Consider the following 23,992-nt stretch of genomic DNA (forward strand, 5'->3'; position numbering starts at 1 on the left):
TCAGCCGCCACCAGCTCGCCCTCTACTGCGGCGGCTCGGGCGACCACAACCCGATCCATGTCGACATCGACTTCGCCAAGAAGTTCGGCTTCAAGGACGTCTTCGCCCACGGCATGCTGTCGATGGCCTTCCTGGGCCGGCTGGCGACGTCGTGGGTGCCGCAGAAGCAGATCCGCGCGCTGGGCACCCGCTTCACCTCGATCACCTGGGTCGGCGACGTGATCACGGTCAGCGGCAAGGTGGTCGGCAAGCGCGAGGAGAACGGCGAGAAGCTGGTCGACCTCGAGGTCAAGTGCACCAACCAGAACGGCCAGAGCACGCTCGAAGGCAACGCCACCGTCGCGCTGGCATAGCGTTCACGTCATGTCGAGCGCAGCGAGACATCTCCCTGGAACGGAGTCCCCCGGCCACAGGAGATCCCTCGCTCCGCTCGGGATGACGCACGTGCAACAACACAAGCAAAGGAGAACGGAACATGGGTCAACTCGACGGACGGGTTGCCGTCGTCACCGGTTCGGGACGCGGCATCGGCCAGGAGATCGCCTTCCGGCTGGTGCGTGACGGCGCCAAGGTCGTGATCAACGACATCGACGAGGCGCCGGCCAAGGAGACCGTCGCCGCCATCGAGAAGATGGGCGGCAAGGCCGTGGCCTGCAACGGCGACGTCGCGGCCGCCGATTTCGGCGACCGCATCATCAAGACGGCCGTCGATGCCTTCGGCGACTGCCACATCGTGGTGAACAACGCCGGCTACACCTGGGACAGCGTCATCCAGAAGATGACCGACGAGCAGTGGTACGCCATCATCGACGTGCACCTGACGGCGCCGTTCCGCATCCTGCGCGCCTTCCAGCAGCACCTGCGCGGCGCCGTGGAGAAGGAGCGCTCGGCCGGCACGCGCATCGTGCGCAAGGTGGTCAACATCTCCTCGACCTCGGGCGTCAACGGCAATGCCGGGCAGTCGAACTACTCGGCCGGCAAGGCGGGCATCGTCGGCCTGACCAAGACGCTGGCCAAGGAGTTCGGCCGCTATGACGTGACGGTCAACGCCGTCGCCTTCGGCTACATCCAGACGCGCCTCACCAAGCCGCTCTCCGAGGGCGAGGCCGGCGAGATCGAGGTGCAGGGCCGCAAGGTCAAGATCGGCGTGCAGGGCGGCCGCATCGCGGCCATGAACCAGATGATCCCGCTGGGCCGCGGCGGCCTGCCGGAAGAGGCGGCCGGCTCGGTCTACCTCTTCTGCAGCCCCGACAGCGACTATGTCAGCGGCCAGTGCCTGGTGGTGAACGGCGGCCTCTGACCGACCGACACGGGCGGGCGCGCACGGCGCGCGCCCTGCCCCGGCATCGCAACGGCACCGTCCTGCAGGACGGTGCCGTTTTCGTTGGCGGCGGATTCCAGCTGCGATCATCCGCACTGATGAGACGGCGGCGGTTCGTGCTTCGGGACCAGGCCGAAGGCGGCGACCGCCGCGATGATCGACGCGGCGCCCGCGACGGCGAATGTCAGCCCCAGCGAGTGGCCGGCCAGCATGCCGCCGAGCGCGGCGCCGATCGGCAGGCCGCAGGTGTTCAGGCTCATGGAGATGGCCAGCGCCCTGCCCAGCCAGGCCGGATCGGTGCGGCTTTGACGCAGCGTGAGGACGCCGACATCCACCGGGCCTGTCAGCAGGCCCACGACGATCAGCCCTACGGCCATGCCTGCCAGCCCGAAATGGGCGCAGACCGGATAGATCGCCACGGCCGTCGCCAGCGCGCCGGCCGCGATGAAGAGCCGTTCCCGGCCGGCGGCCTGGACATGCCCGGCATAGAGCGCACCCAGGCTCCCCGCCACGCCCGACAGCGCCCACAGCACGCCCACGACACTGTCGGCCATGGCCTGGTCGCCGAGCGCGCGCATGACGAAGACGGGCACCGCGACCAGAAGAATGCCGAAGCTCACCTGGTAGAGCGAGTAGGACACGGCCAGCCCCCGCAGCGTGCGATGGCGCACGACGTAGACCAGGCCGGCCAGAGCCTCGCCGGACAGCGATCCGATACGGCCGGTGGCCGGGCCGGCTGCGGGACGACGCACCAGCGCGACGAGGCTCAGCGCAGCCGCCCCATAGAGCGCGGCGATGACCAGGAAGGTGGCGCCCGGCCCGGCGAAGCCGAACAGCAAGCCGGCGAGCACCGGCCCCAGCACGTCGACGAGGGCATAGCTGCCGGTGTCCAGCGCGTTGGCGCAGTCGCGCGCCGGCGCCGGCACCAGCCGGGCGATCAGTGTCCGGATGCCGGCCGCGCTCAGCGGGCTGGTGAGCGAATAGAGCGCGACCAGGACCAGCAGCAGCGGCGGGCTGACGGCCTGGACGACGTGCAACGCCAGCAGCGCCGCCAGCAAGGCCGTGCCCGCCACCATGTCGATCACGATGGCCCTGGCCGTGCCCACGCGGTCCAGCAGGGCGCCGGCCAGCGGGCTTGCCAGCATGCCCGGCACCATCGAGGCGAACGACACCCACCCCGCCAGCTCGGGCGACCGGAAGGCGCCCAGCACGTAAAGCACGATCGCCAGCGTGAACGTCCGCCCAGCCAGGCGCGACAGGCACGCCGCGATCAGCAGGTTGGAAACATCAGGCAGACGCAGGACCTGGGCATAGGAGCGAGGAGCGTCGGCCATCACACGTTGCCCGCTTGTCGAATTCCTATCCCTGGTTGATCAGCCACACGCCGGCGACGATCAGCACCAGGCCGACGATCTTGAGCACGCCGAACGGCTCGTTGAACAGCACGTAGCCGAGCACGGCGACGATGGCGTAGCTCAGCGACACGCTGGGAAACGCCACCGAGAGCGGGATCTTGCGCAGGGCCAGGATGTAGAGGAAGGCCGCCATGCCATAGAGCATCAGGCCGATGATCGTCTGCGGCCGCAGCAGCTGCTGCAGGATCGTCTCGCTGTCGGCGCCGGTCTTCAGCAGGATCTGGCCGCCGATGCCGGTCACGATGCCGCCGGCCAACGCCAAGTAGAAGGGCCACATGCGGCGCTACTCGGCCGCCCGGTCGGGCGTGTCCCGCCGCGGCGGCGCCACCGCGGGCAGAGCCGATGGCGAGCGCGCGTCGACCGGCGAGACATGCTCACGATCGCTGCCCGCATAAGGCCGCCCGGCGGCGGCGCTGCCCGCGGCCGGCTCATGCGCCACCAGCGCCCCGCCCTCGCGGACGTAGATGCGGCGCACCATGTATTGCGGCTTGCGGTTGGCGGTCAGGAACATGCGGCCAAGATACTCGCCCATGACACCCAGGATCATCAGCTGCACGCCGGCCAGCAGGACCACAGCCGACATCACCGACGCCCAGCCGGTCGGAAGGTCGTTCTTCACCAACGCCTCGATCAGCACCGCGATGAAGCCCAGCAGGCCGACGCCGCTCAGCACCATGCCGCTGATGCTGGCGGCGCGCAGCGGCAGGACCGAGAAGTTCAGGAACATCGACAGCCACAGCCGCACGAGGCGACGCAGGGTGTAGTTGCTGCGCCCTTCGATGCGCGGCAGATGCAGCACCTGCAGGCGGCCCACGTTCTCCGTGATCTGGAAGATCAGGCCATCGACATAAGGATAGGGCCCGTCATAGCTCACCAGCCGCTCGCGCAGGAAGGCGCTGATGCAGCGGAAGCTCGACAGGTACAGGCCGTGCGGCTTCTCGATCAGGCGGTCGGCGCACCAGTTGGTGAAGCGGCTGCCGATGTTGCGCCAGGCGGCGTGCTGCTTGGTCGCATAGTGCGTGTAGACGACGTCGTGGCCGTTGTCGCGCGTGTACTCGAACAGCCGGCGCACCTCCTCCGGCGGATTCTGCAGGTCGTCGTCCATCGTGATGGTGTAGTCGCCGCGCGCATGCGCCAGGCCGGCCATGACGGCGTTGTGCTCGCCGTAATTGCGCGACAGGTCGACCAGGGTGATCGGCGCGCCGGGCCGGGCCGCAAGCTCGCGGCAGACCTCGAAGCTGTTGTCGGGGCTGCCGTCATTGACCAGGACGATCTCCAGGCCGCCGGCGATATCCAGCGCCCGCAGCGCCACAACCAGCTCGCCGACGCTGCTCGCGCCGTTGTAGACCGGCACCACGACACTGAGTGCGAATGGCCGTTTCATCGCTTCTCCGCCTTGCCCTTCTGCGCGACCAGCAGGATCGAGCCGCCGAACGGCAGCGCGACGCCCCAGCCGATCAGCCGGCGCTCGATACCGACGATGGCGCCGAACAGCCAGTTGATCGGCGCCGGAAACGGCCGCACGTCGCTGCCACCCGTACTCCACCGCGTCAACACGCGCCGTGCAACCATCAACGGAAACAGGATGCAATTCCAGTAGGTCGCGCGCCGGACCCGGAAACCCGCCGCCTGCGCCAACGCCGCTGCCTGCCGGCGGGTAAAGCGACGCACGTTGTGCACGTGCCGATCATGCGCCGACGCCATCCAACGATAGGCGGGCAGATTAAGGATCAGGATTCCGCCGGTTTCGAGGCAGCGATGCGCCTCTTTCAGGGCCACATCCGGCTCCACCAGGCGATGCGGCAGGACGTCGGCGCTGACCATGGCCCCCAGCACATCGTCGCCGAACGGCAGCGCCGTCACCGATCCGACGACGATGGCCGCGTCGCCGCGCGCAGCAGCCAGCCTCGCCGCCTGCGCGTCATACTCGAGGCCCAGCCGCGATCCGCCGACGCCGCGACGCGACAATGCCGCCAGCAGGCCACCCGTGCCGCAGCCCGCGTCGAGCAGCGGCCGGAAGCTGCCGCCTGCCATGCTCGCGACCTGATCGGCGATCAGCCCGTGCAGCCCGCGGTACCACCAGAGCCGCTCCTCCAGCGCGTGCATCCGCTCATATTCGTGGCGCTCCATGCCACCCCTTATATAGCCACGGCATGCGGCAGTCGAACCGATGGCCTTGGCCGGCGGCGCTCTGCTATCGTGCCGCCGCGCCGTCGCAGCGGCGCTCCTTGCAGCCTTCGCATCGCGTCCGCCCTTGCCCGATCAACGCCCCCCTTTGTCCGACCCCAAGGTCGAGCGGCCGCAAGACGATGTCGTGCCGCCGCACCCGGCGTCACCCGCCAAGGACCCCGGCCCCGAGGTCGTGCATCATCCCGCGCGCTTCCTGCGCGACCGGCTGCCGACCGGCGCGGCGCATGCGATCGGCGCGCTGCTGCTGCTGATCCCGGCCATATGGGCCGCCGGCTACCTGTTTCCCCCGATCAACCACGACGTCGCCGCGTTGATGGACGTCGTGCATCGATGGCTCGACGGCGAGACGCTCTATGTCGACATCATCGACGTCAACCTGCCGCTGGTCTTCGTCCTCTACGCCATCCCGGAAGTGCTGGCGCGTCTGTTCGCCTTCACCGGCCTGGATGCCACGACCTGGCTGACGCTGTGCCTGTACGCCGCCATCATCGGGTCGTTCCTCGCCTGCCGCTCCCTGACCCACAAGGTCCCGTCGCTGGCCCATCCGCTGACCGAAGCGCTGGTGCCGCCGACGCTGCTGTTCCTGTTCGTCGTGCTGCCCAATGAGAGTTTCGGGCAGCGCGAGCATGTGATGTTCGTGCTGACGGCGCCCTACCTGCTGCATGCGGCTGGACGGGCCGAGGGCCGCGCCGCCGCGATCGGCAGCGTGCCGGCCTGGGCGATCGCGCTGGCTGCCGGCCTGGGCCTGGCGCAGAAGCCGCATTTCCTCACCATCCCGCTGGCCGTCGAGGCCTATCTGCTGCTGCATCGCGGCTGGCGCCGCACCATCACCGACATGGTGCCGTGGCTGATCGGCGCCGTGATCGTCGCGCATGCGGCGCTGATGGTGTTCGGCACGCCCGCCTATGTCAGCAGCGTGCTGCCGATCATCTGGGAGTCCTACGCCCATCTCGGCGAGGCCACCTGGCAGAGCGTCCTGTTCGGACCCGTCCTGGGGCCGTGCCTGCTGGCGCTGGCGGCCTTCGGCCTGCTGGCCATCTTCCTTGCCCGCACGGTGGCGGCGCGGGTGATCGTCGCCTACGGCCTGGGCGCGGCCCTGGCCGCGGCGCTGCAGGCCAAAGGCTGGCCCTATCATGTGCTGCCCGCCCTCTCGGCCACGATCCTGCTGGCCGCCGTGACGATCTCGCAGATGATCGACCGCTACCTGCCGATCGACCGCGAGGCGCACCGGGTCCCGGTGGTCGGGATCAGCGCCACCTTCCTCATCTTGTTCTACTTCCAGGCGGCGCTGTTCACACCGCCCTTCCAGAAGCAGCGCCAGTTCGAGGACAGCATCACCGGCGTGCTGCTGCACATCGTCGAGCAAAACGCCCCCAACAAGCGCATCCTGGTCCTGTCGCCCGGCATCTATCCCTACTACCCGCTGGTCAACTACGGCGGCATCCGCATGACGATGCGCTTCCAGACCATGTGGGTGCTGCAGGGCATCTACGCCGACTGCGAGGAGTACCCGGTCCTGTACAACGCGCCGGAGGACATGTCCGACGCCGAGCGCTTCGTCTTCGATTCGGTGTCCGACGACTTCGAGCGCCAGCAGCCCGACCTGGTCATCGTCGACCGCGTCGCCGGCATGCCGCGCTGCCAGGGCCGCGTCTTCGACTATCTCGAGTACTTCATGCGCAACCCGAAGTTCGCACGCGCCTTCGAGCGCTACACCCATTTCATGGATGTCGACCGCTACACCATCTACAAGCGGCGGTGAGGCGGACAAACACGTCATCCCGAGCGCAGCGAGGGATCTCCTGCGAAGGACGTACCGTGCGCTATTCGCAGGAGATCCCTCGCTGCGCTCGGGATGACGCTCTTGTCGTCACGCCGGCTTCTGAGTCGGCACCTTGAAGACGCCCGAGGCCGACAGCACGACCTCGCCGGCGCATACCAGATCGCAGCGCGCGAAGATGAAGTTGGGCGTGCGCCGGGTGATGACGGCCTTGCCTTCGACCCAGTTGCCGACGCGCGCGCCGCGCACGAAATCGCTGTTGAGCGTGATGGTGGGGTGCACGCCCGCCGTGCGGGTGGCAAAGCCGCAGCCGAAGCCCATCACCATGTCGGCCAGGGTCATCAGGCAGCCGCCATGCGCGATGCCCAGCGGGTTGCCGTGCCGACGCTCCAGCATCATGCCGACGCGCGGGCCGTCGCTCTCGAGCTTCACATGCAGCGGCCCGATCAGGCGCACGAAATCGTCGGAGATGTCGAAGGGCACGAAGCCCTCGGGGATGCCGCCAGCCGGCGCCTGCGGGCTCATGACGTGCTCACTCCCGTCGGCGACCCGGCGATGCGCACCAGGTCGCGGCGCACCTCGTCCGGGATCGGCTGGCCGCGCCCGCTGGCCGGATCGTAGGCCACGATCACCGCGTGGCCGGCGGCGGCGCAATGGCCGTCCTGATCGAAGATCGCCTGGCCCAGCACGAACGAGGAGCGCCGCACCTCGATCAGCCGCGCGCCGGCGCGCACGGTCCCGGGATAGAACATCTGCCGCCGGAAATCGATGTCGAGATGGGCCACCACCGACGACAGTCCCCGCGCGCGCATGAACTTGAGATGCTGCACGAAATAGGACACGCGCGCGTTCTCGAACAAGACCAGGAAGGCCACGTTGTTGATGTGGCCGTTGGAGTCGACATCGCCGAAGCGCAGCGTCTCGTGGGTCAGGTGGCCGTAAACCGAGGGATCCTTGAGGTCGATGGGCGCCGAGACCAGTTGCGGAACTGCATTCATCCTGAGGGTCAACCTTTCTTGAACTCGATGGCGACGCCCGCCGCATCCGATGCCGGCACCAGCACCCGTCCATCCGGGGTCGCGACCGGCGCCAGCCCGCCAGCGCGCAGCACGGCCTCGGCGCGTTGCACATCCGGCACGTGGAAGCTGAGCAGCGCCGGGTGATCGTCGTGGCGCCGCGGCGCGACGCCAGGGTACAGCGCCAGGAACCGCTCGCGCGGCATGTAGCGGATCGGCGTGCTGCCGTTATCAATTACCAGTTCCGCGCGGTCGCGCCGCACGACGGCATCGCCGAATACCTTGCGGACATAAGCCTCATCGGTGCCGGCATCGCCGGCGATCACCGTGGCGCCCGCCAGCCCCGTGGCGCCGTTGGCATGCCGGGCCCATTCCGGGCGATAGACGAATTGCGGCGTGCGGTGCTCGCAGGCGAAGAAGCCCAGCAGCTTGGCGCGGTTGGTGCCGAGCCGCACTGTGCGGAAAGCGGCCTGCTTGGTCTTGCCGCCGATCTCGACGGCACGGCCGAAGTCCAGCACCGGATCGGGCTGCAGACCGGCCGCCGTCCAGGCGGCATGCGCGATGTCGGCGCCATCGGTGCGCAAGGCGACGTTGGCGAGGCCGCCACCCTTCTCCAGCCACGCCCGCCGCTCGGCATTGAACGGGTTGGGCTCGACGATCCCGATCAGCTCGAAATACGTGTCGCCGAAGATCATCAGGTGGTTGGCCGTGCCCAGCCGCGTGTGGAAGCCGCGCGGCTGCACCTCGAAGCCCAGCCGGACATAGGCGGCGCGCGCCGCCTCGATATCGGCCACGACCACGACGGCGTGGTCGATGCCCTTGACCGCCTGTCCCGTCATGCAGCGCCCGCGCGGCGGCGGATCAGGTTCGTCGCCCGGATCGTGGCGACGACCTCGCCCTGCTGGTTCTGTAGCGACGCCTCGTTGATCACGATGCCGATGTCGGGCTTGCTGCGCGACTCGCGCTTTTCCAGGATCCGCATCGTGCCGGTCAGGGTGTCGCCGGGCCGCACCGGCTTGAGCCAGCGGATGCCATCGACACCGGGAGAGCCCAGGCTGGTCTCGGGATTGAGGTAGTTGTCGACCAGCATGCGCATCATGATCGAGCAGGTGTGCCAGCCGCTGGCGATCAGGCCGCCGAACATCGACCGCTTGGCCGCCTCGGGATCGACGTGGAAAAACTGCGGATCGAACTGCGTGGCAAAACCGATGATCTCCGCCTCGCTGACCGTCCTGCGGCCCAGGGCATAGTCGGCGCCAACCTCGTAGTCTTCCCAGTAACGCAGTGGTCCCGGCATCGATCTTCCCTCTGCAGTCATCGCTATCTGGCCTGCCGGTGGCGGCGGCGCAAGCCGCTTGGCGGCTCGGACGCGCGTCAGCGCTCGGCAGGCGGACGGGCGGACAGCCAGGCCGCCAGCGCCGCCGTCACGATGTCCGGCCGCTCCAGGGGCGACACATGGCCGCAATCGTCGACCAGGACCAGCTCGGCGCCGGGCACCGCGGCCGCGATCTCCTGCGACAGGGCCGGCGGCGTCAGCTGATCGTCGCGGCCGCACAGCACCAGCATCGGCACGCGGATGGCGGCCAGCAGCGAGCGGTTGTCGGGGCGGCCCATGATCGCCGTCTGCTGCCGCAGGAAGCCGTCGCGCCCGATGCTGGCAGCCATGGCGAAGATCGGCTCGGTGACGGTCGGATCCGCCAGCCGCGAGGGGTGCACGAGCCGCGGCAGCAGCCGTGGGGTGACGCCCTTGAACGTGCCAGTCCGGGCCAGCCGCAGCAGCGCCTGCCGCTGCGCCGTTTGCTCCGGCGTGTCGGGGCGGGCGCTGGTGTCGAGCAGCGCCAACCGTGTCACGCGTTCGGGCGCGCGCCGCAGGATCTCGAAGGCGACGTAGCCGCCCATCGAGAAGCCCAGCAGCGCGAAACGCGGCGGCGCCTGCGCCAGGGCCGCCTCGGCCAGCTCGGCCAGGGAATCGCTGCTGGCCAGATCGGCCACCCGGCTGTCTATACGCGCACCCAGCGCCGCAAGCTGGGGCGCGAACACCCGGGCGTCGTTGAGCAGGCCCGGGCAGAGCAGCAGCGCGGGGCGGTCGGTGCGGGCGTCGGCCATCTAGCGGATCAGCTTGCTCAGCTCGCGGAACGCGGGCGTGCCGGCCTCGCCCAGGCATTCGAACAGGACCTGCTCGACATTCACGATCCAGATCCCCTGCGGCTTGAGCCGCTCGAAGGCCAGGGTGACGCTGTCGGTCCGGCGGGACGAAATGGCATCGGCCACCAGGAAGACATTGTAGCCCGAGGCGCGCAGCATGGTCGCGGTCTGGGCGACGCAGACATGGGCCTCGACGCCGGCGATCACCACCTGGGGCCGGCCCAGGTCCGCCAGGCGGGCCGCGACGTCAGGCTGCGCTGCGGCGGAGAATTGCGTCTTGGCGAAAACGTGGCCTCGCGAGGGCAGCAGCTCCAGGAGCTGCGGCACCGTGGGGCCCAGCCCCTGCGGATACTGCTCCGTCACCGTCACCGGCAGGCCCAACGTGTGCGCGGCGTGCAGCAGCACGGCGGTGCGCTCGACGACCCGCGCACCCTCGTGCATGGCCGGGATCAGCCGCTCCTGCTCGTCGACGACCAGCAGCTGCGTCTTGTCGCGCTCGATCAGCATCCGAACCTCCGGATCCCTACCTTAGGCGGATCGGCCGGCCGCCAGCAACCACGGGCCGATTGCCGATCCTCAATCGTCACCTTGCGGAGCGGCAATTTCTGCCCAAATTGGTGCCAGGGGACGCGCGGTGGCCGCATGTCCGAATCGCATCCCGTCGCATTGACAGGCGAACCGCCGTGCATATCATGCGCACCGTTCGCGAACAGACGGTCGGCCATGCCCCCAACGTCAGGCCTGACCGCGCCGACAGTGGCTGGGGCCCTGCGGAAATACCTTGGAATTTCAATGGGTTTTGATCTGCTGGGGCTTGGCCCCGATGTGCTAAAAGCGGTCGCTGACGCGGGCTATACAACGCCCACCCCGATCCAGGAGCAAGCCATCCCGTACATTCTGATGGGCCGGGATGTGCTGGGTTGCGCTCAGACGGGCACCGGGAAGACCGCCGGCTTCACCTTGCCGATGATCGAGATTCTGGCCTCGGGCCGGGCCAAGGCGCGCATGCCGCGCTCGCTGATCCTGGAGCCGACGCGCGAGCTGGCGGCCCAGGTCTCGGAGAGCTTCGAGACCTACGGCAAGCACCACAAGCTGTCCAAGGCCCTGCTGATCGGCGGCGTCTCGTTCGACGACCAGGAAAAGGTGCTGGACCGCGGCGTCGACGTGCTGATCGCCACCCCGGGCCGGCTGCTCGACCATTTCGAGCGCGGCAAGGTGCTGCTCAACGACGTCAAGATCCTGGTCATCGACGAGGCCGACCGGATGCTGGACATGGGGTTCATTCCCGATGTCGAACGCATCGTGTCGCTGGTCTCGCAGATGCGCCAGACGCTGTTCTTCTCGGCCACGATGCCGCCGGAGATCCGTCGCCTGGCCGACGCCTTCCTGATGAACCCCAAGGAGGTCACCGTGGCCCGTCCGGCGACCACCGCGTCGACCGTGACCCAGGGCCTGGCCATCGTGCCGGAGCATGACAAGCGCGAGGCGCTGCGCCGCCTGATCCGCAGCCAGGAAGTGAAGAACGCGCTGATCTTCTGCAACCGCAAGAAGGACGTCGACATCCTCTACAAGTCGCTGGCCAAGCACGGCTTCAATGTCGGCGGCCTGCACGGCGACATGGCCCAGCCGGTGCGCATGGAGACCCTGGAGCGCTTCAAGCTGGGCGAGATCCAGCTCCTGGTGGCCTCCGATGTCGCCGCCCGCGGCCTGGACATCGACGACATGAGCCATGTCTTCAATTTCGACGTGCCCTTCCATCCCGAGGATTACGTGCACCGCATCGGGCGCACCGGCCGGGCCGGCCGCAGCGGCGTCGCCTTCACACTGGCGTCACCCGACGATGGCAAGCTGGTGGCAGCGGTCGAGCGGGTCATAGGTCAGGAAATTCCTCGTATCGCGGTGCCGGACATGGACGCTGCCGAGCTGGATCAGGAAGGCGACGACCGTCGCCGTGGCCGTGGCCGCGGTCGCGGCGGCCGTGACCGCGACCGCCCGCGGCGCGAGCGCGACGCGCCGGCGCCGCAGTTCCGCGACAGCGATCGCGACGGCACCGACGACCTCATGCAGGCCCCTGCCCATGCCCACACCGCCGCTGCGGCGCCCGCCGACGACGAGCGCTCGGGCGACCGAGGCCGCAGCCGGCGCCGGCGCAGCGAGCGCCATGCCGAGCGCGGCAACCGGCCGCCGCGCGACGCCGATCGTGACGGCATCGACGACCTGCAGCCGCCGGCACCGGCCGCCAGCGAGCACCGCGAGGCACAGGCCGAGGAGCGCCGCAGCCGCCGCCGGAGCGACCGCGACGATCGCCGCCGCGACGAGCATCCGCACGAGGAGCGTCCGCGGGAAGGGCGGGATCGCGACCGGCATCATGGCCGCGACCGGCGCCGCGACCGCAATTGGGATCGCGATGACGGACCGCCGGTGGTGGGCTTCGGCGACTTCACGCCGGCCTTCCTGTCACGCCCGGTGCCGCAGCGCCGGCGCCCCAACCGCTCCGAGGACCCTCCGCCGGTGACGGAAGAAGCGGCCTGAGGCCGCAGCCGGGAACGTCGACAGCGCCGGCGACCGGCATCTGCGGTCCTTGACATCGGCACCGCGAGCCCCTTCGCTTCGATCAGGGCGGCAATCGCCCGCGGCGCGGCCACCCCGTGCCGCGCACGGGAGCGGCTTCATGCAGACGATCTTCATCCTGGTGAAATGCGAACTCGGCAAGGCCTATGAGGTCGCCGACCAGGCGGTGCAAAGCGTCGAGCAGGTCTCGGAGGTGCACTCGATCTCGGGCTCCTACGACCTGCTGATGAAGTGCTACCTCGACGACGCCACGGATATCGGCCATTTCGTCACCAGCCGCATCCAGACGCTGCCCGGCATCAAGGACACCTACACCTACATCACCTTCAAGGCCTTCAGCTGAGACGCGGGCCGCGAAGCGCCGCATCCAGCGTGCGGTGGAAGTGCACGATCGCGCTCTCGAAGAGCCCGTAGGTGAAATGCCGGTTGGCGCCGCTGGCCAGCCCGCGCTGGATGGCCTGGCTCACCTCGCGGTCCTCGGCGGCGCCGGTCTGGTCCACGAAGGCGGCATCGCGCGCCGCCGCCTCGCGATTCGCATCACCGTCCCGGCCGGCATTGGCCAGCGCATATGTGACCAGACGGGTACGGCCCGGGTCGAGCGGCTCCAGCACCACGACCTTCGTGTGCTGCGACAGCACGGCGACCATCACATTGGGGAACAGGTGGTAGACGTAAGTCACCAGGCCGTCGACGCGCCGCTCGGCGGGCGGCACCTGGGCCAGCTTGGCGATCCGGCGGAACGGAAACGTCACACGGCTGTTGCGGCCGAAGCACTCGACGACGTTGAGATTGTCGAACCCGTAAGGATAGAACGTATCGCGGTGGGTCGAGCGGATGTGGTAGCCCTCGAGGAACCCCTCGGCGACGATCTTCCAGTTGGCCTCGACCTCACGCTCGGCCGTGGCGAACACCGCCTGGCCGGGCGCCATCAGGCCCGCCGGCAGATCGTTCATGATGTCGCCGCCGGCATCGTCATCATCCTGCTTGATGAACACCAGGCCGGCCTGCTCCCAGGCATGCACCGGCACCAGGCCGTGCGCCGCCTTGTCGAGGCCGGGAAACCCGCCTTCGTGCGGCACGAGGCTGAGCGTGCCGTCGAGGCGGTAGGTCCAGCCGTGGTAGCGGCACGTGAACGCGCGGGTGCAGCCCGAGCCGCTCGCCAGCTCGACGCCGCGATGGCGGCAGGCGTTGCGGAAGGCCCGCACGGTTCCATCCTGCCCGCGCACGACCAGGATCGGCGTGCCCGCCGCAAGCCGCGCCACATAGGCGCCCGGCTCGGCCAGCGCGGCCGACGGGCAGAACGGCACCGCCAGGCGGCGCAGCACGGCGCGCTCGGCGGCGAAGCGATCGGGCGAGAGATAGTTCGCCACCGGCTCGCGCCAGATCTCGCCGCCCGTGTCGGTCGTGCCGCCCTCGATGTGCTCGAGAATGCGCGCGGCGATCTGCCGGTCATCCATCAACATGGGTCCCTCCCTATGCGCCCAGGGCGACCGCCGCCGTGGACGGTGGGCTCGATCGGTCATGGCCGCAGCATCAGCCCGCGCCGCGCCAGGGCCAAACGAAAGGCGCGGGCCGACAGGTGAACCAGGCTCAACCGTCGGCGGCGATCTCGGCCTGCAGCCAGCGCTTCAGCATGCGCAGGCCGGGGTGGCCGGCATCGTCCTTGCGATGCACCAGCCAGTAGCTGCCGGTCGGCTGGCTGACGGATAGCGGGCGGCAGAGCATGCCGCGGCGCTCGCGGCCGGCGATCAGCGGCTCGAGCCCCATGGCCACGCCGGCCCCCTGCTCCGCCAGCTGCATGGCGGCGCCGAAGCCGTCCACCCAGACGGCGTGCCGCGGCGTCAGGCCCGGCACGCCGGCCTTTTCAAGCCACATCGGCCAGGCGAGCGGAAAGGTCGTGACATGAATCAGGGTGGCGTGCGCCAGGTCGGCCGGCCGGCGCAGCTTCAGCTGCCGCACCAGGTCATCCGTGGCGACGGGCGTGGCGCGGATGTCCATCAGCCGCATCGCCACCAGACCCGGCCAATCGCCGTCGCCGACACGGACGGCGGCGTCGAAAGCCTCGCTGTCGAGATCGGCGTGACGGCTGGCCGTCTGGATCACCAGCTCGATGTCGGGATGGGCCGACATGAAGCGCGCCACACGCGGCATCAGCCAGTCCGAGGCAAAGAACGGCAGCGCGGTCAGCCGCAAGCGGCGATGGCCGGCGACGGCCTCCGCCGGCGCGGCAACACGCGCCAGCTCGGCAAAGGCGCGCGCCGTTGCTGCCGCCAGCGCCTCGCCGGCCGGCGTCGGCTGCACCTGCCGGTGCTTGCGCACGAACAGCGCCTCGCCCAGCTTGCGCTCGAGGGTGCCGATACGGTGGCTCACGGCCGACGGCGTGAGGTGCAGAGCGGCAGAAGCGGCCTTGAAGCTGCCCAGGCGGAAGGCGGTGTCGAACGCCTGCAGCGCCAGCAGCATCGCCGGCGTCAGCCGCACGGCGGCGGGCACCGGCTGGACCGGACGCACGGGCGGATCGACGTCCCTGGCGCCGGGCCGCGCTCGCCTGCGCGCACCGCCGCCAATGTCGGCAGCAGACGCCATCAGCCGCGCCGGCGCCGCGCGCCGACACCCACCGGGCACCTCGACAAGCTCAGGGGAACTGCCCTCAGTTGATCAGCCCGTAGAACTTGCCGGCGTTCTCGCAGGTGATCTTGTAGGTGACGTCGGCCGGCAGATGGCCGAACTGCTCGGCGATGTACTTGTCGGATTGCGGCCAGACGCCGTCGCCGTGCGGGTAGTCGGAGCCCCACATCAAGGTCTCGGCGCCCATGTCGTCGATCAGCTTGGTGCCGATGCGGTCGAACTGGAAGGTCGCCTTGCACTGGCGGCGCCAGTAGTCGCTGGGCTTCATCTTCAGCCCCAGGTCCATGAAGCGGTCTTCCCATTCGTAGTCCATGCGGTCGAGCGCGTAGGGAATCCAGCCGCAGCCGCTTTCGCCGAAGGCGATGCGGACGTTGGGATAGCGCTCCAGCACATTGGCCGAGATGATCGCGGCCAGGATGTTCACGAGGTTCATCTGGAAGCCGGACACGACGGTGAAGAACACCGAGCGACCGACCCGGCCGCCATGCTTCTGGATGGTGTCGGGCGGCACGTTGGGGAAGGTATGGAAGTGCAGCGGCAGCTGCACCTCGTTGACCGCCTGCCACAGCGGCTCCCACATCGGGTGCCACATCGGCTCCATGTCCCAGGAGCACGACAGCTCGAGCCCCCTGATGCCCATGCGCGCGACGCGATGGATCTCCTTCACCGCCGCGTCGATGTCGCCGTACGGCAGGCAGGCGAGCCCGATATGGCGGTCCGGGTACGGCCGGCAGAATTCCTTCAGCCAGTCATTGTAGATGCGCAGCATCTCGTTGGCGGCCTCGCGGTCGTTCAGCCGGCCGGCCGCGCCGAGGATGCCGTAGATCACCTCGGCATCGACGCCGTCGCGATCCAGGTCCTTGATGCGCAGGTGCGGATCCGACACGCGCCGGATGCCCTTCTTGCCGTCGTCGTAGAGGCCCGTCTCGGCCATGATGTCGACGCGGTGATGTTTGCCGGGAATGTATTTCTGGCCGGCCGGCCCGACGCCGTTGAGATAGCCGAAGCTGGCGCCGCTATGCGCCATCCAGCGCGGGCCGTCGGGGCCATCCTCGACATAGGGCATGCGCTCCTTCAGCGCCCGCGGCGCCTGCGACGTGAACAGGTCGGGCGGCATCCAGGGCAGGTCGAGATGACAATCGGCGGAAATGCGCTTGTACTGCATGACGCTTCCTCCCGCAGCCGAGGCGGCGCCTTGGGAAGCGCCGGCTTCCGGTATCAGCTTGACGCCATAGTATGGGCGCGGGCGCGCCCGCCCGACAACGGGCCCGGGACGCACGCAAGCCTTTCATTTCGCAGGGCAGAGCGAGCGACAGGAAATCGTCAGGCCGCGCCGTCAAGATTTTGCCACGTCGGCGCCTCGATATCGCAGCGTTTCAAGCTTCCCGTTGCGGGGCCGCGGGGAGCTGCGTTCGTCATCAGTCCGCCTCGGACCAATGACAGGCAGACAAGCCGCCGAGGCTGCCTTACGCCACGACCATTCGCAGTCGGTGTGTTGAAAAGAGTGCTGTCCCAACAAATCAGCGAGTGCGCATCGCCATGATCAAGATGTTCTTCGTGCGACCCGGCCATTTCGCCCGCAGCGGCGGGCTCTGGTATGAGCCGGGTATCCTGATGATCGTCGAGCCCGCCGAGCGGGTCGAGGTCTTCGTCGACCGATACGGGGCGGCAGATATGTGCATGGGCGCCTACGACTTCGCCCAGCTCGACGAGCAGGCGCCGCCCGCCGGCCTGTTGTGGGCCATCCCTTTCATGCCCAGCCGCGGCCATCACCTTCTGGCCGGCGCGGCGGCCTGACCGGCACCCGGCGCTTCATTCCAGCACGATCACGGGAACACACTCCATAGGCTGACGTTTCCCCCACGCCAGTGGCGCAATCGCGAGGAGGAGCCGATGTCCCACCGCGCAGCGCCATTGACGGAAGCCATCGCCATGCCGCTGCGCACGGGGTGCCGGCATGGCCGGGGCCGCCGGTGGGCATGGGCCGTGGGCATCCTCCTGCTCGTCGCGCTGGCAGTCGTCGGCGTGCTGTCGCCGGTGGGGACATGGATAGAGGGCTTCCGCGGCTGGGTTGAGCAATTCGGCGCCTGGGGCGTTGCCGTCTTCGCGTTGGCGTACGTGCTGGCGACGATCGCGCTGCTGCCTTGCGCACCGCTGTCGATCGTCGCCGGCCTGGCCTACGGCATCTGGGCCTTTCCGCTGGTGATCGCATCCGCCATGACAGGCGCCTCGCTGGCGTTCCACATCGGCCGCCACCTGGCTCGGAACCGCGTACGGTCGTGGGCCCAGGATCACCCCCGCGGTGCCGCCGTGATCGACGCCGTGGGCGAGCAGGGCTGGAAGATCGTCCTGCTGCTGCGGCTGAGCCCGCTCGTGCCCTTCAACGTGCAGAACTACCTGTTCGGCATCACCAGCATCCGCTTCGCGCACTACGCCGTCGCCACCGCCATCGGCATCCTGCCCGGCGCCGCATTGTTCATTTCCGTCGGCGCCTTCGGCCACGGCGCCGAGGATGACGAGGGCAGGATCCTGAACTGGCTCCTCTTCGGCGTCGGCCTGGCGGCAACGGCCCTGGCGGCGGTCCTGGTATCGCGCACCGTCATGGCGAAGCTGCGGGAAACGAAAGCGGCTCCTTAGCACTGTCTACCGTCATCCCGGGCGTAGCGAGGGATCTCCTGCGAAAGACGCACGGTGCGCCATTCATGGGAGATCCCTCACTGCGTTCGGGATGACAGGTGTGTCAGCCACCAGTCACGCCCAGACCTGCCGGTACAGCTCCACGATCTCGTCCCTGGTCGGCACGCGCGGATTGTTGTTGGGCGAGCCCGAGGCCAGCGCCTGCTCGGCCATGGTCGGCATCAGGCTCATGTACCTGGCCTCGTCGATGCCGTAGGCCTTGGGCGTCGGCACCTTCAGGTCGGCGTTCAGCGATCGCAGCGCGTCCAGCAGCATGGCCACGGCCGTCTGGTCCGAGACATCGTCGCCGGCGATGCCCATGACCCGGGCGCAATCGGCGTAGCGGCCCAGCGCCGCGCCGGCCGAGAACGCGGTGATCGCCGGCAGGAGCATCGCGTTGCTCAGTCCGTGCGGCACGTGGAAGAACGCGCCGATCGGCCGGCTCATGCCGTGCACCAGCGCCACGGAGGAGTTCGAGAACGCCATGCCGGCCTGGGTGGCGGCCAGCATCATCGCCTCGCGCGCGGCGCGGTTCTGCGGCTCGGCGCACACGGCGCGGATGTTGCGGTAGATCGTCGCCATGGCCGTGCGCGCCAGGGCATCGGCGTGCGGGCTGGCGCGCTTGCTGACATAGGCCTCGATGGCGTGGGTCAGCGAGTCGATGGCGGTGTCGGCGGTGAGCCGGTAGGGCTTGGTCAGCGTCAGCTCGTAGTCGACGATGGCGGCGGCGGCCATGCAGGGCACGCCCGCGATCAGCATCTTTTCGTCAGTCTCGGTGTCGGTGATGATGGTGAAGCGCGTCACCTCCGAGCCGGTGCCGGCCGTGGTCGGGATCGCCACCAGCGGCAGGCCCTGCCTGGGGATCGGGTTGGGCACCTTGTACTGGCGCATCCGCCCGCCATTGGCGGCCAGCACGCTCATCGCCTTGGCAGTGTCGATGGGCGATCCGCCGCCGAAGGCGACCAGGCTGTCATAGCCGCCGGCCTGCAGCCGCGCGACACCGGCTTCGACGACGTCGGTCGTCGGGTCCTCGATCGTATCCGAGAAGACGTCGAAGGCGACGCCGGCCTTGGCCAGCGGATCGGTCACGGCCGTGAGCTTGCCGCTCGACACCATGAACTTGTCGGTGACGACCAGGGCCCGTGTGCCGCCGACCTGCTTCAGCACGTCGGCAACCTGTGCGACGGCGCCGCCGCCGATCACGATCATCCGTGGCGTGAGGATCGTGGCGATGGTCATGGGCAGGCCTCCTTGTCCCCGTGGTAACAAACTGGGCGCTGAATCTAGCTGATCCGCTGCCGAAAAGAAGCACCCGAACCCGGCCCGGTGGGCCTTGCCGATCTCCGCCAGCCGCGCCACGCTCCCAGCCGTTCGCCCCCTCCCATGACAACCGGCGTTCAAGCCGCAACGATCAGCAAATCGGGAGGAACACGGCATGCGATGGATCCGATTCCTGGCGCTGGCGCTCGCCACGACGCTGGCGGCGGGCAGCGCCGACGCCCAGACCACCCTGCGCGTCGTCATGCACTCCGACCTGAAGGTCATCGACCCGGTCTGGACCACGGCCTACATCGTGCGCAACCACGGCTACATGATCTACGACACGCTGTTCGCGCTCGACGCCAAGCTGCAGGTCCAGCCGCAGATGGTGGACACGTGGAGCGTCGCCGACGACAAGGTCACCTACACCTTCAGGCTGCGCGACGGGCTGGAATGGCACGATGGCCAACCCGTCACCAGCGACGACGTCATCCCTTCGATCAGGCGCTGGGCCGCCCGCGATCCCCTTGGCCAGCTCATGATGGCCGTCGTGCAGGAGATGGCCGCCGTCGATGCCCGGACGTTCCGCGTGGTGCTGAAGGAGCCGTCGGGCCTGCTGATGATGGGAATCTCGAAGCCGTCCGGCAACGCCCTGTTCATCATGCCCAGGCGGGTGGCCGAGACCGACCCCTTCACGCAGATATCGGACACGACCGGCTCCGGCCCCTTCATCTTCAAGAAGGACGAGTGGAAGCCTGGCGACAGGACTGTCTACATCAAGAACCCGAAATACCGCCCCCGCGCGGAGCCGCCCTCGGGTCTGGCCGGCGGCAAGGTCGCCAAGGTCGACCGCGTCGAGTGGCTGGCGATCTCCGACCAGCAGACTGCCGTCAACGCGCTGGTGAACCGCGAAATCGACATGATCGAGACGCCGCAGCACGACCTGTTCGGGCTGCTGACCAAGGATCCCAGCATCGAGCTGGTCAACACCAACCCGCTCGGCCTGCAATACATCTTCCGCTACAACGTACTGCACAAGCCGTTCGACAACCCGAAGATCCGCCAGGCGCTGTTCTACGCCTTCAACCAGCAGGACTTCCTCAACGGCGTGATCGGCGACCCGAAGTACTACAAGACCTGCAAGGCCATGTTCATGTGCGACACGCCCTTCGCCTCGACCAAGGGCTGGGAGGACAAGCTCGACTCGAACATGGAGAAGGCCAGGGCGCTGTTGAAGGAAGGCGGCTATGACGGCACGCCCGTGGTCCTGCTGGGGACCACCGACCTCCAGGTGCTCAACAACCTCGCGCCGGTGGCCAAGTCGCTGATGGAACGTGCCGGCATGAAGGTCGACATGCAGCAGATGGACTGGTCCACGCTGGTGTCACGCCGCGCCAAGAAGGACCCGCCGGCACAGGGCGGCTGGAACGCGCTGCTGACCGCGACGGCCTCCGTCGACATCGTGAACCCGCTGATCAACGCCTTCGTCAACGCCTCTTGCGACGGCGCCTGGTTCGGCTGGGCCTGCGATCGGGAGCTGGTCGCGCTGCGCGGACGGTTCGCGCGCGCCCCGGACCTCGCGACGCAGCAGCAGATCGCCGAGGCGATCCAGCTGCGGGCCGTCGAGTACCCGACGCACGTGTTCCTCGGCCAGTGGTACCAGCCGATCGCACGCCGCAAGTCCGTCACCGGCAACATCGAGTCGGCGGTGCCGGTGTTCTGGAACGTCGAGAAGAACGAGAAGTGATGCGCAATACCCCTCTCCCGCTGCGCGGGAGAGGGAGGGGCCCGTTGCGCGAAGCGCAATGGGAGGGTGAGGGGCCAAGGACGCGGCGTTTCGCGTGGCTCCCCTCACCCGTCGAGCGCTACGCGCTCGCCGACCTCTCCCGCCTGCGGGAGAGGTGAAGGCTCAGTGCCGCGCCTTGAAGTGGAACTCGGCGCCGCTGCGGATGCCGGTCGGCCAGCGGGCGCTCACGGTCTTCAGCTTGGTGTAGAAGCGCACGCCTTCCATGCCGTAGATGCCGTGATCGCCGAAGACCGAGGCCTTCCAGCCGCCGAACGAGTGATAGGCCACCGGCACCGGGATCGGCACGTTGACGCCGACCATGCCGATCTTGACGTTGTTGGCGAAGGCGCGCGCCGAATCGCCGTCGCGGGTGAAGATCGCGGTGCCGTTGCCGTAGGCGTGGTCATTGACCAGCTTGATGGCATCGTCGAAGCCCTTGGCGCGCACGATCGACAGCACCGGCCCGAAGATCTCGTCCTTGTAGATCGTCATGTCGGGCGTGACGTTGTCGAACAGGCAGCCACCCATGAAGTTGCCGTTCTCGTAGCCCTGCAGCTTCAGCTCGCGGCCGTCGACCACCAGCTTGGCGCCTTCCTTGACGCCCAGGTCGACATAGCCCTTCACCTTGTCGAGGTGCTGGCGCGTCACCAGCGGGCCCATCTCCGACTGCGGATCCAGGCCCGGGCCGACCTTCAGCGCCTGCACCCGCGGCACCAGCTTCTCGATCAGCTTGTCACCCACGTCGCCGACCGCCACGGCGACCGAGATCGCCATGCAGCGCTCGCCGGCGGCGCCGTAGCCGGCGCCGATCAGGGCGTCGGTGGTCTGGTCGAGGTCGGCGTCGGGCATCACCACCATGTGGTTCTTGGCGCCGCACAGCGCCTGCACGCGCTTATCGTGCTGTGTGCCGGTGTGGTAGACGTAGCGGCCGATGGCGGTCGAGCCGACGAAGCTGATCGCCGGCACGTCGGGATGCGTGAGCAGCGCATCGACGGCTTCCTTGTCGCCGTTGATGGCCTGGAAGATGCCGGCCGGCACGCCCGCCTCGGCGAACAGCTCGGTCAGCAGCATCGGCGCGCTGGGATCCTTCTCGGACGGCTTGAGGATGAAGGCGTTGCCGCAGGCCACGGCCATGGCGCCCATCCAGCACGGAATCATGATCGGGAAGTTGAACGGCGTGATGCCGGCCACGACGCCCAGCGGCTGGCGCATCGACCAGGCGTCCATATCGGTGGCGATCTGCTCGGTGTAGTCGCCGCGCATATGGTGGGCGATGCCGCAGGCGAACTCCACCACCTCCAGGCCGCGGCCGACCTCGCCCTTGGCGTCGTCGAACGTCTTGCCGTGCTCCAGGGTCAGCAGGCGCGCGATGTCGTCGAGGCGCTTCTCGATCAGGTCCTTGACCTTGAACATCACCCGGGCGCGCCGCAGCGGCGGCATGGCGCCCCAGGCGAGCTGGGCGTTCTTGGCGACCTGCACGGCCGCATCGACCTCGGCGGCGCTGGCGAGCGCAACCCGGGCCGTCTTCTCGCCGGTGGCCGGGTTGAACACGTCGCCGAAACGGCCGCTGCCGCCGGGAACGTTCTTGCCGTTGATGAAATGCCCGATCTGGCTGGCCATCTTTCCCTCCGCAGAACACAAGCCACAGGCGGCCGAAACCGCTGGATTGGCTCGGAAACTAGCAGCGGCGACCGGCCTGTGGAAGCGGCGCGACGGCGCGTTTTCGCCGCGCCCTCGCATCGGACTGCCGCCCGATCTCGACTTGGGCCGCAGCGCATGGTTAGGTTCAGGTCCGGAAGGATATCATCAAGCCGACATGCTCACCGATTCCCAGGGCCTGCCCGTCGCCAATGCCGATGCGAGCGCGATCAAGGCCCTCGACCATGTGCTCGGCCAATGGCTCGGCTACGGCAAGGATTTCGCGCCGTTCATGATGCTGGCGGCGCACGCCACCGGCGTGCCGCTGGTGCAGATGCAGGCGGCGGCGCTCAACATCACCATGGACGACCCGGCCGCGCACCGTGCCGCCGGCGGCCAGATCGCGTTGGCCGAAGCCCGCGCCGCCGACATGACCGAGCGCGAGCGCACCTGGCTGCGCGGCCTGTCGGCGTGGCACGGCGGCACGCTGGACGCCGCGGCGGGCGCGTTCGACGACCTCGCCCGCGCCTGGCCGCGCGACCTGTTCGCCGCCAAGCTGGCGCAGCTGCTGTACTTCAACCAGGGTGACGCCGAAGGCATGCTGCGCGTCGCCGACATGATCGTGCCGGCCAATGACGGCAACGGCTTTGTGCACGGCATGCGGGCCTTCGCGCTGGAGGAGATGAACCGGCTCGAGGAGGCCGAGGAGGAAGCACGCCGGGCCGTCGCCATCAACCGCAACGACCCCTGGGCGCACCATGCCGGCGCGCATGTGATGGAGACCCAGGGCCGGCTCGACGACGGCATCGCCTGGATGGAAGGGCTGGCCGATACCTGGGATGCCTGCAATTCCTTCATGTACACCCACAACTGGTGGCACACGGCGCTGTTCCATATCGACAGCGAGCGCACCGATGCGGCGCTGGCGCTATACGACCAGCGCGTCTGGGGCGCGTGGAAGGAGTTCTGCCAGGACCAGATCAACGCCGTCTCGCTGCTGGCCCGCCTGGAGCTGCGCGGCGTCGATGTCGGAGCACGCTGGCAGGACCTCGCCGCCTACCTGCTGCCGCGCCTGCACGAGCATTTCTCGCCGTTCCTGGACCTGCAGTATCTCTACGGCCTGGCCCGCGCCGGCGAGAATGCCGCCGTGACGGAGATGCTGGCCAGCCTCGAGGATCGCGCCGTCCGCGCCCGCCCGTTCGAGCGCACGGCCTGGGTCGAGGCGGCGGTGCCGGCGGCGCACGGCCTGGCGGCGCACGCCAAGGGCGACTGGGCGATGGCGGCGCAGCTGCTGGGCGAGTCCCTGCCCCACCTGCAGACGATCGGCGGCAGCCATGCGCAGCGGGCGCTGTTCGGCGCGCTGTGGCTCGACGCGTTGATCAAGGCGGAATGGAACGACCGGGCCCTGGCCGAGCTGCTGGCCAACGACCACGACCGCGGCAACATCGCCCACACCAAGCGCGACCTCGCCACGATCTACACGCGGCTGGGCCGGGCCGAGGATGCGCTCACCGCCCGCCAGCAGGCCGAGCGGCTCGCGCGGCACTACCGCGCCACCTGACAGGGGCC

General features: G+C 68.8%; 24 protein-coding genes. 9 read left to right on the forward strand and 15 right to left on the reverse strand.

The genetic code is table 11. The features are described from left to right. Together FHP25_RS32840 and FHP25_RS32845 are read left to right on the forward strand one after the other, a co-directional pair. The coding region (locus tag FHP25_RS32840; protein WP_147851222.1) for a MaoC family dehydratase at positions 1–353 on the forward strand (353 nt) is incomplete at its 5' end. Between the two features lie 122 nt (positions 354–475). Next, entirely contained in the window at positions 476–1,300 is an 825-nt protein-coding gene (locus FHP25_RS32845; protein ID WP_147851223.1) for an SDR family NAD(P)-dependent oxidoreductase, read from the forward strand. A gap of 107 nt (positions 1,301–1,407) precedes the next feature. On the opposite strand, the gene FHP25_RS32850 is transcribed toward FHP25_RS32845, so the two are convergent. The 4 genes from FHP25_RS32850 to FHP25_RS32865 are packed head-to-tail and all read right to left on the reverse strand — an operon-like array spanning position 1,408 to position 4,866. After that, on the reverse strand, positions 1,408–2,655 hold the full coding sequence (locus FHP25_RS32850; RefSeq protein ID WP_147851224.1) for an MFS transporter: 1,248 nt from the start codon (positions 2,653–2,655) through the stop codon (positions 1,408–1,410). Between the two features lie 25 nt (positions 2,656–2,680). After that, positions 2,681–3,013: an SMR family transporter gene (locus FHP25_RS32855; protein ID WP_147851225.1), complete on the reverse strand. Its 333-nt coding sequence runs from the start codon at positions 3,011–3,013 to the stop codon at positions 2,681–2,683. Positions 3,014–3,019: 6 nt separating this feature from the next. Continuing rightward, positions 3,020–4,120 (reverse strand): glycosyltransferase family 2 protein, encoded by a 1,101-nt coding sequence (locus FHP25_RS32860; RefSeq protein WP_147851226.1) that lies wholly within the window; start codon positions 4,118–4,120, stop codon positions 3,020–3,022. Next, a complete protein-coding gene (locus FHP25_RS32865; protein ID WP_147851227.1) occupies positions 4,117–4,866 on the reverse strand; it encodes a class I SAM-dependent methyltransferase in 750 nt (249 codons plus the stop codon). Before FHP25_RS32865 ends, FHP25_RS32860 begins: the two co-directional genes overlap by 4 nt. A 145-nt stretch (positions 4,867–5,011) precedes the next feature. Between FHP25_RS32865 and FHP25_RS32870 the strand changes: the two genes are divergently transcribed. Then, positions 5,012–6,688, forward strand: coding sequence for a hypothetical protein (locus tag FHP25_RS32870; protein WP_147851228.1), 1,677 nt, complete (start codon positions 5,012–5,014; stop codon positions 6,686–6,688). 108 nt (positions 6,689–6,796) lie between these two features. Here FHP25_RS32870 and FHP25_RS32875 read toward each other — a convergent pair whose 3' ends face one another. The 6 genes from FHP25_RS32875 to FHP25_RS32900 all read right to left on the reverse strand — a co-directional run bounded on the left by FHP25_RS32875 (position 6,797) and on the right by FHP25_RS32900 (position 10,374). Beyond that, a complete protein-coding gene (locus FHP25_RS32875; protein WP_147851229.1) occupies positions 6,797–7,231 on the reverse strand; it encodes a PaaI family thioesterase in 435 nt (144 codons plus the stop codon). Next, positions 7,228–7,704 carry an acyl-CoA thioesterase gene (locus FHP25_RS32880; RefSeq protein ID WP_147851230.1) on the reverse strand — a complete coding sequence of 159 codons (477 nt, stop codon included), beginning with the start codon at positions 7,702–7,704 and terminating at the stop codon, positions 7,228–7,230. Before FHP25_RS32880 ends, FHP25_RS32875 begins: the two co-directional genes overlap by 4 nt. An 8-nt stretch (positions 7,705–7,712) precedes the next feature. Then, positions 7,713–8,561, reverse strand: a complete 849-nt coding sequence (locus FHP25_RS32885; protein WP_147851231.1) for a VOC family protein — start codon at positions 8,559–8,561, stop codon at positions 7,713–7,715. After that, on the reverse strand, positions 8,558–9,019 hold the full coding sequence (locus FHP25_RS32890; RefSeq protein ID WP_147851232.1) for a MaoC family dehydratase: 462 nt from the start codon (positions 9,017–9,019) through the stop codon (positions 8,558–8,560). The genes FHP25_RS32885 and FHP25_RS32890 overlap by 4 nt, the downstream gene beginning before the upstream one ends. A gap of 77 nt (positions 9,020–9,096) precedes the next feature. Beyond that, positions 9,097–9,828 carry an alpha/beta fold hydrolase gene (locus FHP25_RS32895; RefSeq protein WP_147851233.1) on the reverse strand — a complete coding sequence of 244 codons (732 nt, stop codon included), beginning with the start codon at positions 9,826–9,828 and terminating at the stop codon, positions 9,097–9,099. Continuing rightward, positions 9,829–10,374 carry an isochorismatase family protein gene (locus FHP25_RS32900; protein ID WP_147851234.1) on the reverse strand — a complete coding sequence of 182 codons (546 nt, stop codon included), beginning with the start codon at positions 10,372–10,374 and terminating at the stop codon, positions 9,829–9,831. A 285-nt stretch (positions 10,375–10,659) separates the two neighbouring features. Between FHP25_RS32900 and FHP25_RS32905 the strand changes: the two genes are divergently transcribed. Both FHP25_RS32905 and FHP25_RS32910 read left to right on the forward strand, forming a co-directional pair. Continuing rightward, positions 10,660–12,399: a DEAD/DEAH box helicase gene (locus tag FHP25_RS32905; protein ID WP_147851235.1), complete on the forward strand. Its 1,740-nt coding sequence runs from the start codon at positions 10,660–10,662 to the stop codon at positions 12,397–12,399. A gap of 139 nt (positions 12,400–12,538) precedes the next feature. Then, a complete protein-coding gene (locus tag FHP25_RS32910) occupies positions 12,539–12,781 on the forward strand; it encodes an Lrp/AsnC ligand binding domain-containing protein (protein WP_147851236.1) in 243 nt (80 codons plus the stop codon). Here the strand turns inward: FHP25_RS32910 and FHP25_RS32915 are convergent. The 3 genes from FHP25_RS32915 to FHP25_RS32925 form a co-directional block, all read right to left on the reverse strand. Continuing rightward, positions 12,774–13,901 carry an aromatic ring-hydroxylating oxygenase subunit alpha gene (locus tag FHP25_RS32915; protein ID WP_218578770.1) on the reverse strand — a complete coding sequence of 376 codons (1,128 nt, stop codon included), beginning with the start codon at positions 13,899–13,901 and terminating at the stop codon, positions 12,774–12,776. The two genes, FHP25_RS32910 and FHP25_RS32915, sit on opposite strands and share 8 nt — an antisense overlap. A 127-nt stretch (positions 13,902–14,028) precedes the next feature. Continuing rightward, positions 14,029–15,021: a LysR substrate-binding domain-containing protein gene (locus FHP25_RS32920; protein ID WP_147851238.1), complete on the reverse strand. Its 993-nt coding sequence runs from the start codon at positions 15,019–15,021 to the stop codon at positions 14,029–14,031. Between the two features lie 64 nt (positions 15,022–15,085). After that, positions 15,086–16,228, reverse strand: a complete 1,143-nt coding sequence (locus tag FHP25_RS32925; RefSeq protein ID WP_147851239.1) for an amidohydrolase family protein — start codon at positions 16,226–16,228, stop codon at positions 15,086–15,088. Between the two features lie 362 nt (positions 16,229–16,590). Between FHP25_RS32925 and FHP25_RS32930 the strand changes: the two genes are divergently transcribed. Together FHP25_RS32930 and FHP25_RS32935 are read left to right on the forward strand one after the other, a co-directional pair. Next, positions 16,591–16,860, forward strand: a complete 270-nt coding sequence (locus tag FHP25_RS32930) for a hypothetical protein (RefSeq protein ID WP_178133969.1) — start codon at positions 16,591–16,593, stop codon at positions 16,858–16,860. A 96-nt stretch (positions 16,861–16,956) separates the two neighbouring features. After that, on the forward strand, positions 16,957–17,700 hold the full coding sequence (locus FHP25_RS32935) for a TVP38/TMEM64 family protein (RefSeq protein WP_147851241.1): 744 nt from the start codon (positions 16,957–16,959) through the stop codon (positions 17,698–17,700). Between the two features lie 114 nt (positions 17,701–17,814). On the opposite strand, the gene FHP25_RS32940 is transcribed toward FHP25_RS32935, so the two are convergent. Beyond that, on the reverse strand, positions 17,815–18,978 hold the full coding sequence (locus FHP25_RS32940) for an iron-containing alcohol dehydrogenase (protein ID WP_147851242.1): 1,164 nt from the start codon (positions 18,976–18,978) through the stop codon (positions 17,815–17,817). 196 nt (positions 18,979–19,174) lie between these two features. On the opposite strand from FHP25_RS32940, the gene FHP25_RS32945 reads away from it, so the two are divergent. After that, on the forward strand, positions 19,175–20,746 hold the full coding sequence (locus FHP25_RS32945; RefSeq protein WP_147851243.1) for an ABC transporter substrate-binding protein: 1,572 nt from the start codon (positions 19,175–19,177) through the stop codon (positions 20,744–20,746). Between the two features lie 162 nt (positions 20,747–20,908). Here the strand turns inward: FHP25_RS32945 and FHP25_RS32950 are convergent, their stop codons facing one another. Next, on the reverse strand, positions 20,909–22,405 hold the full coding sequence (locus tag FHP25_RS32950; RefSeq protein WP_147851244.1) for a CoA-acylating methylmalonate-semialdehyde dehydrogenase: 1,497 nt from the start codon (positions 22,403–22,405) through the stop codon (positions 20,909–20,911). A gap of 196 nt (positions 22,406–22,601) precedes the next feature. Here FHP25_RS32950 and FHP25_RS32955 point away from each other — a divergent pair, with 196 nt between their 5' ends. Beyond that, a complete protein-coding gene (locus FHP25_RS32955) occupies positions 22,602–23,984 on the forward strand; it encodes a tetratricopeptide repeat protein (protein ID WP_147851245.1) in 1,383 nt (460 codons plus the stop codon). Positions 23,985–23,992: the final 8 nt, after the last annotated feature.

Origin of the sequence: Vineibacter terrae (genome assembly GCF_008039615.1) — a bacterium.
GTDB classification, from domain to species: Bacteria; Pseudomonadota; Alphaproteobacteria; order Reyranellales; family Reyranellaceae; genus Vineibacter; species Vineibacter terrae.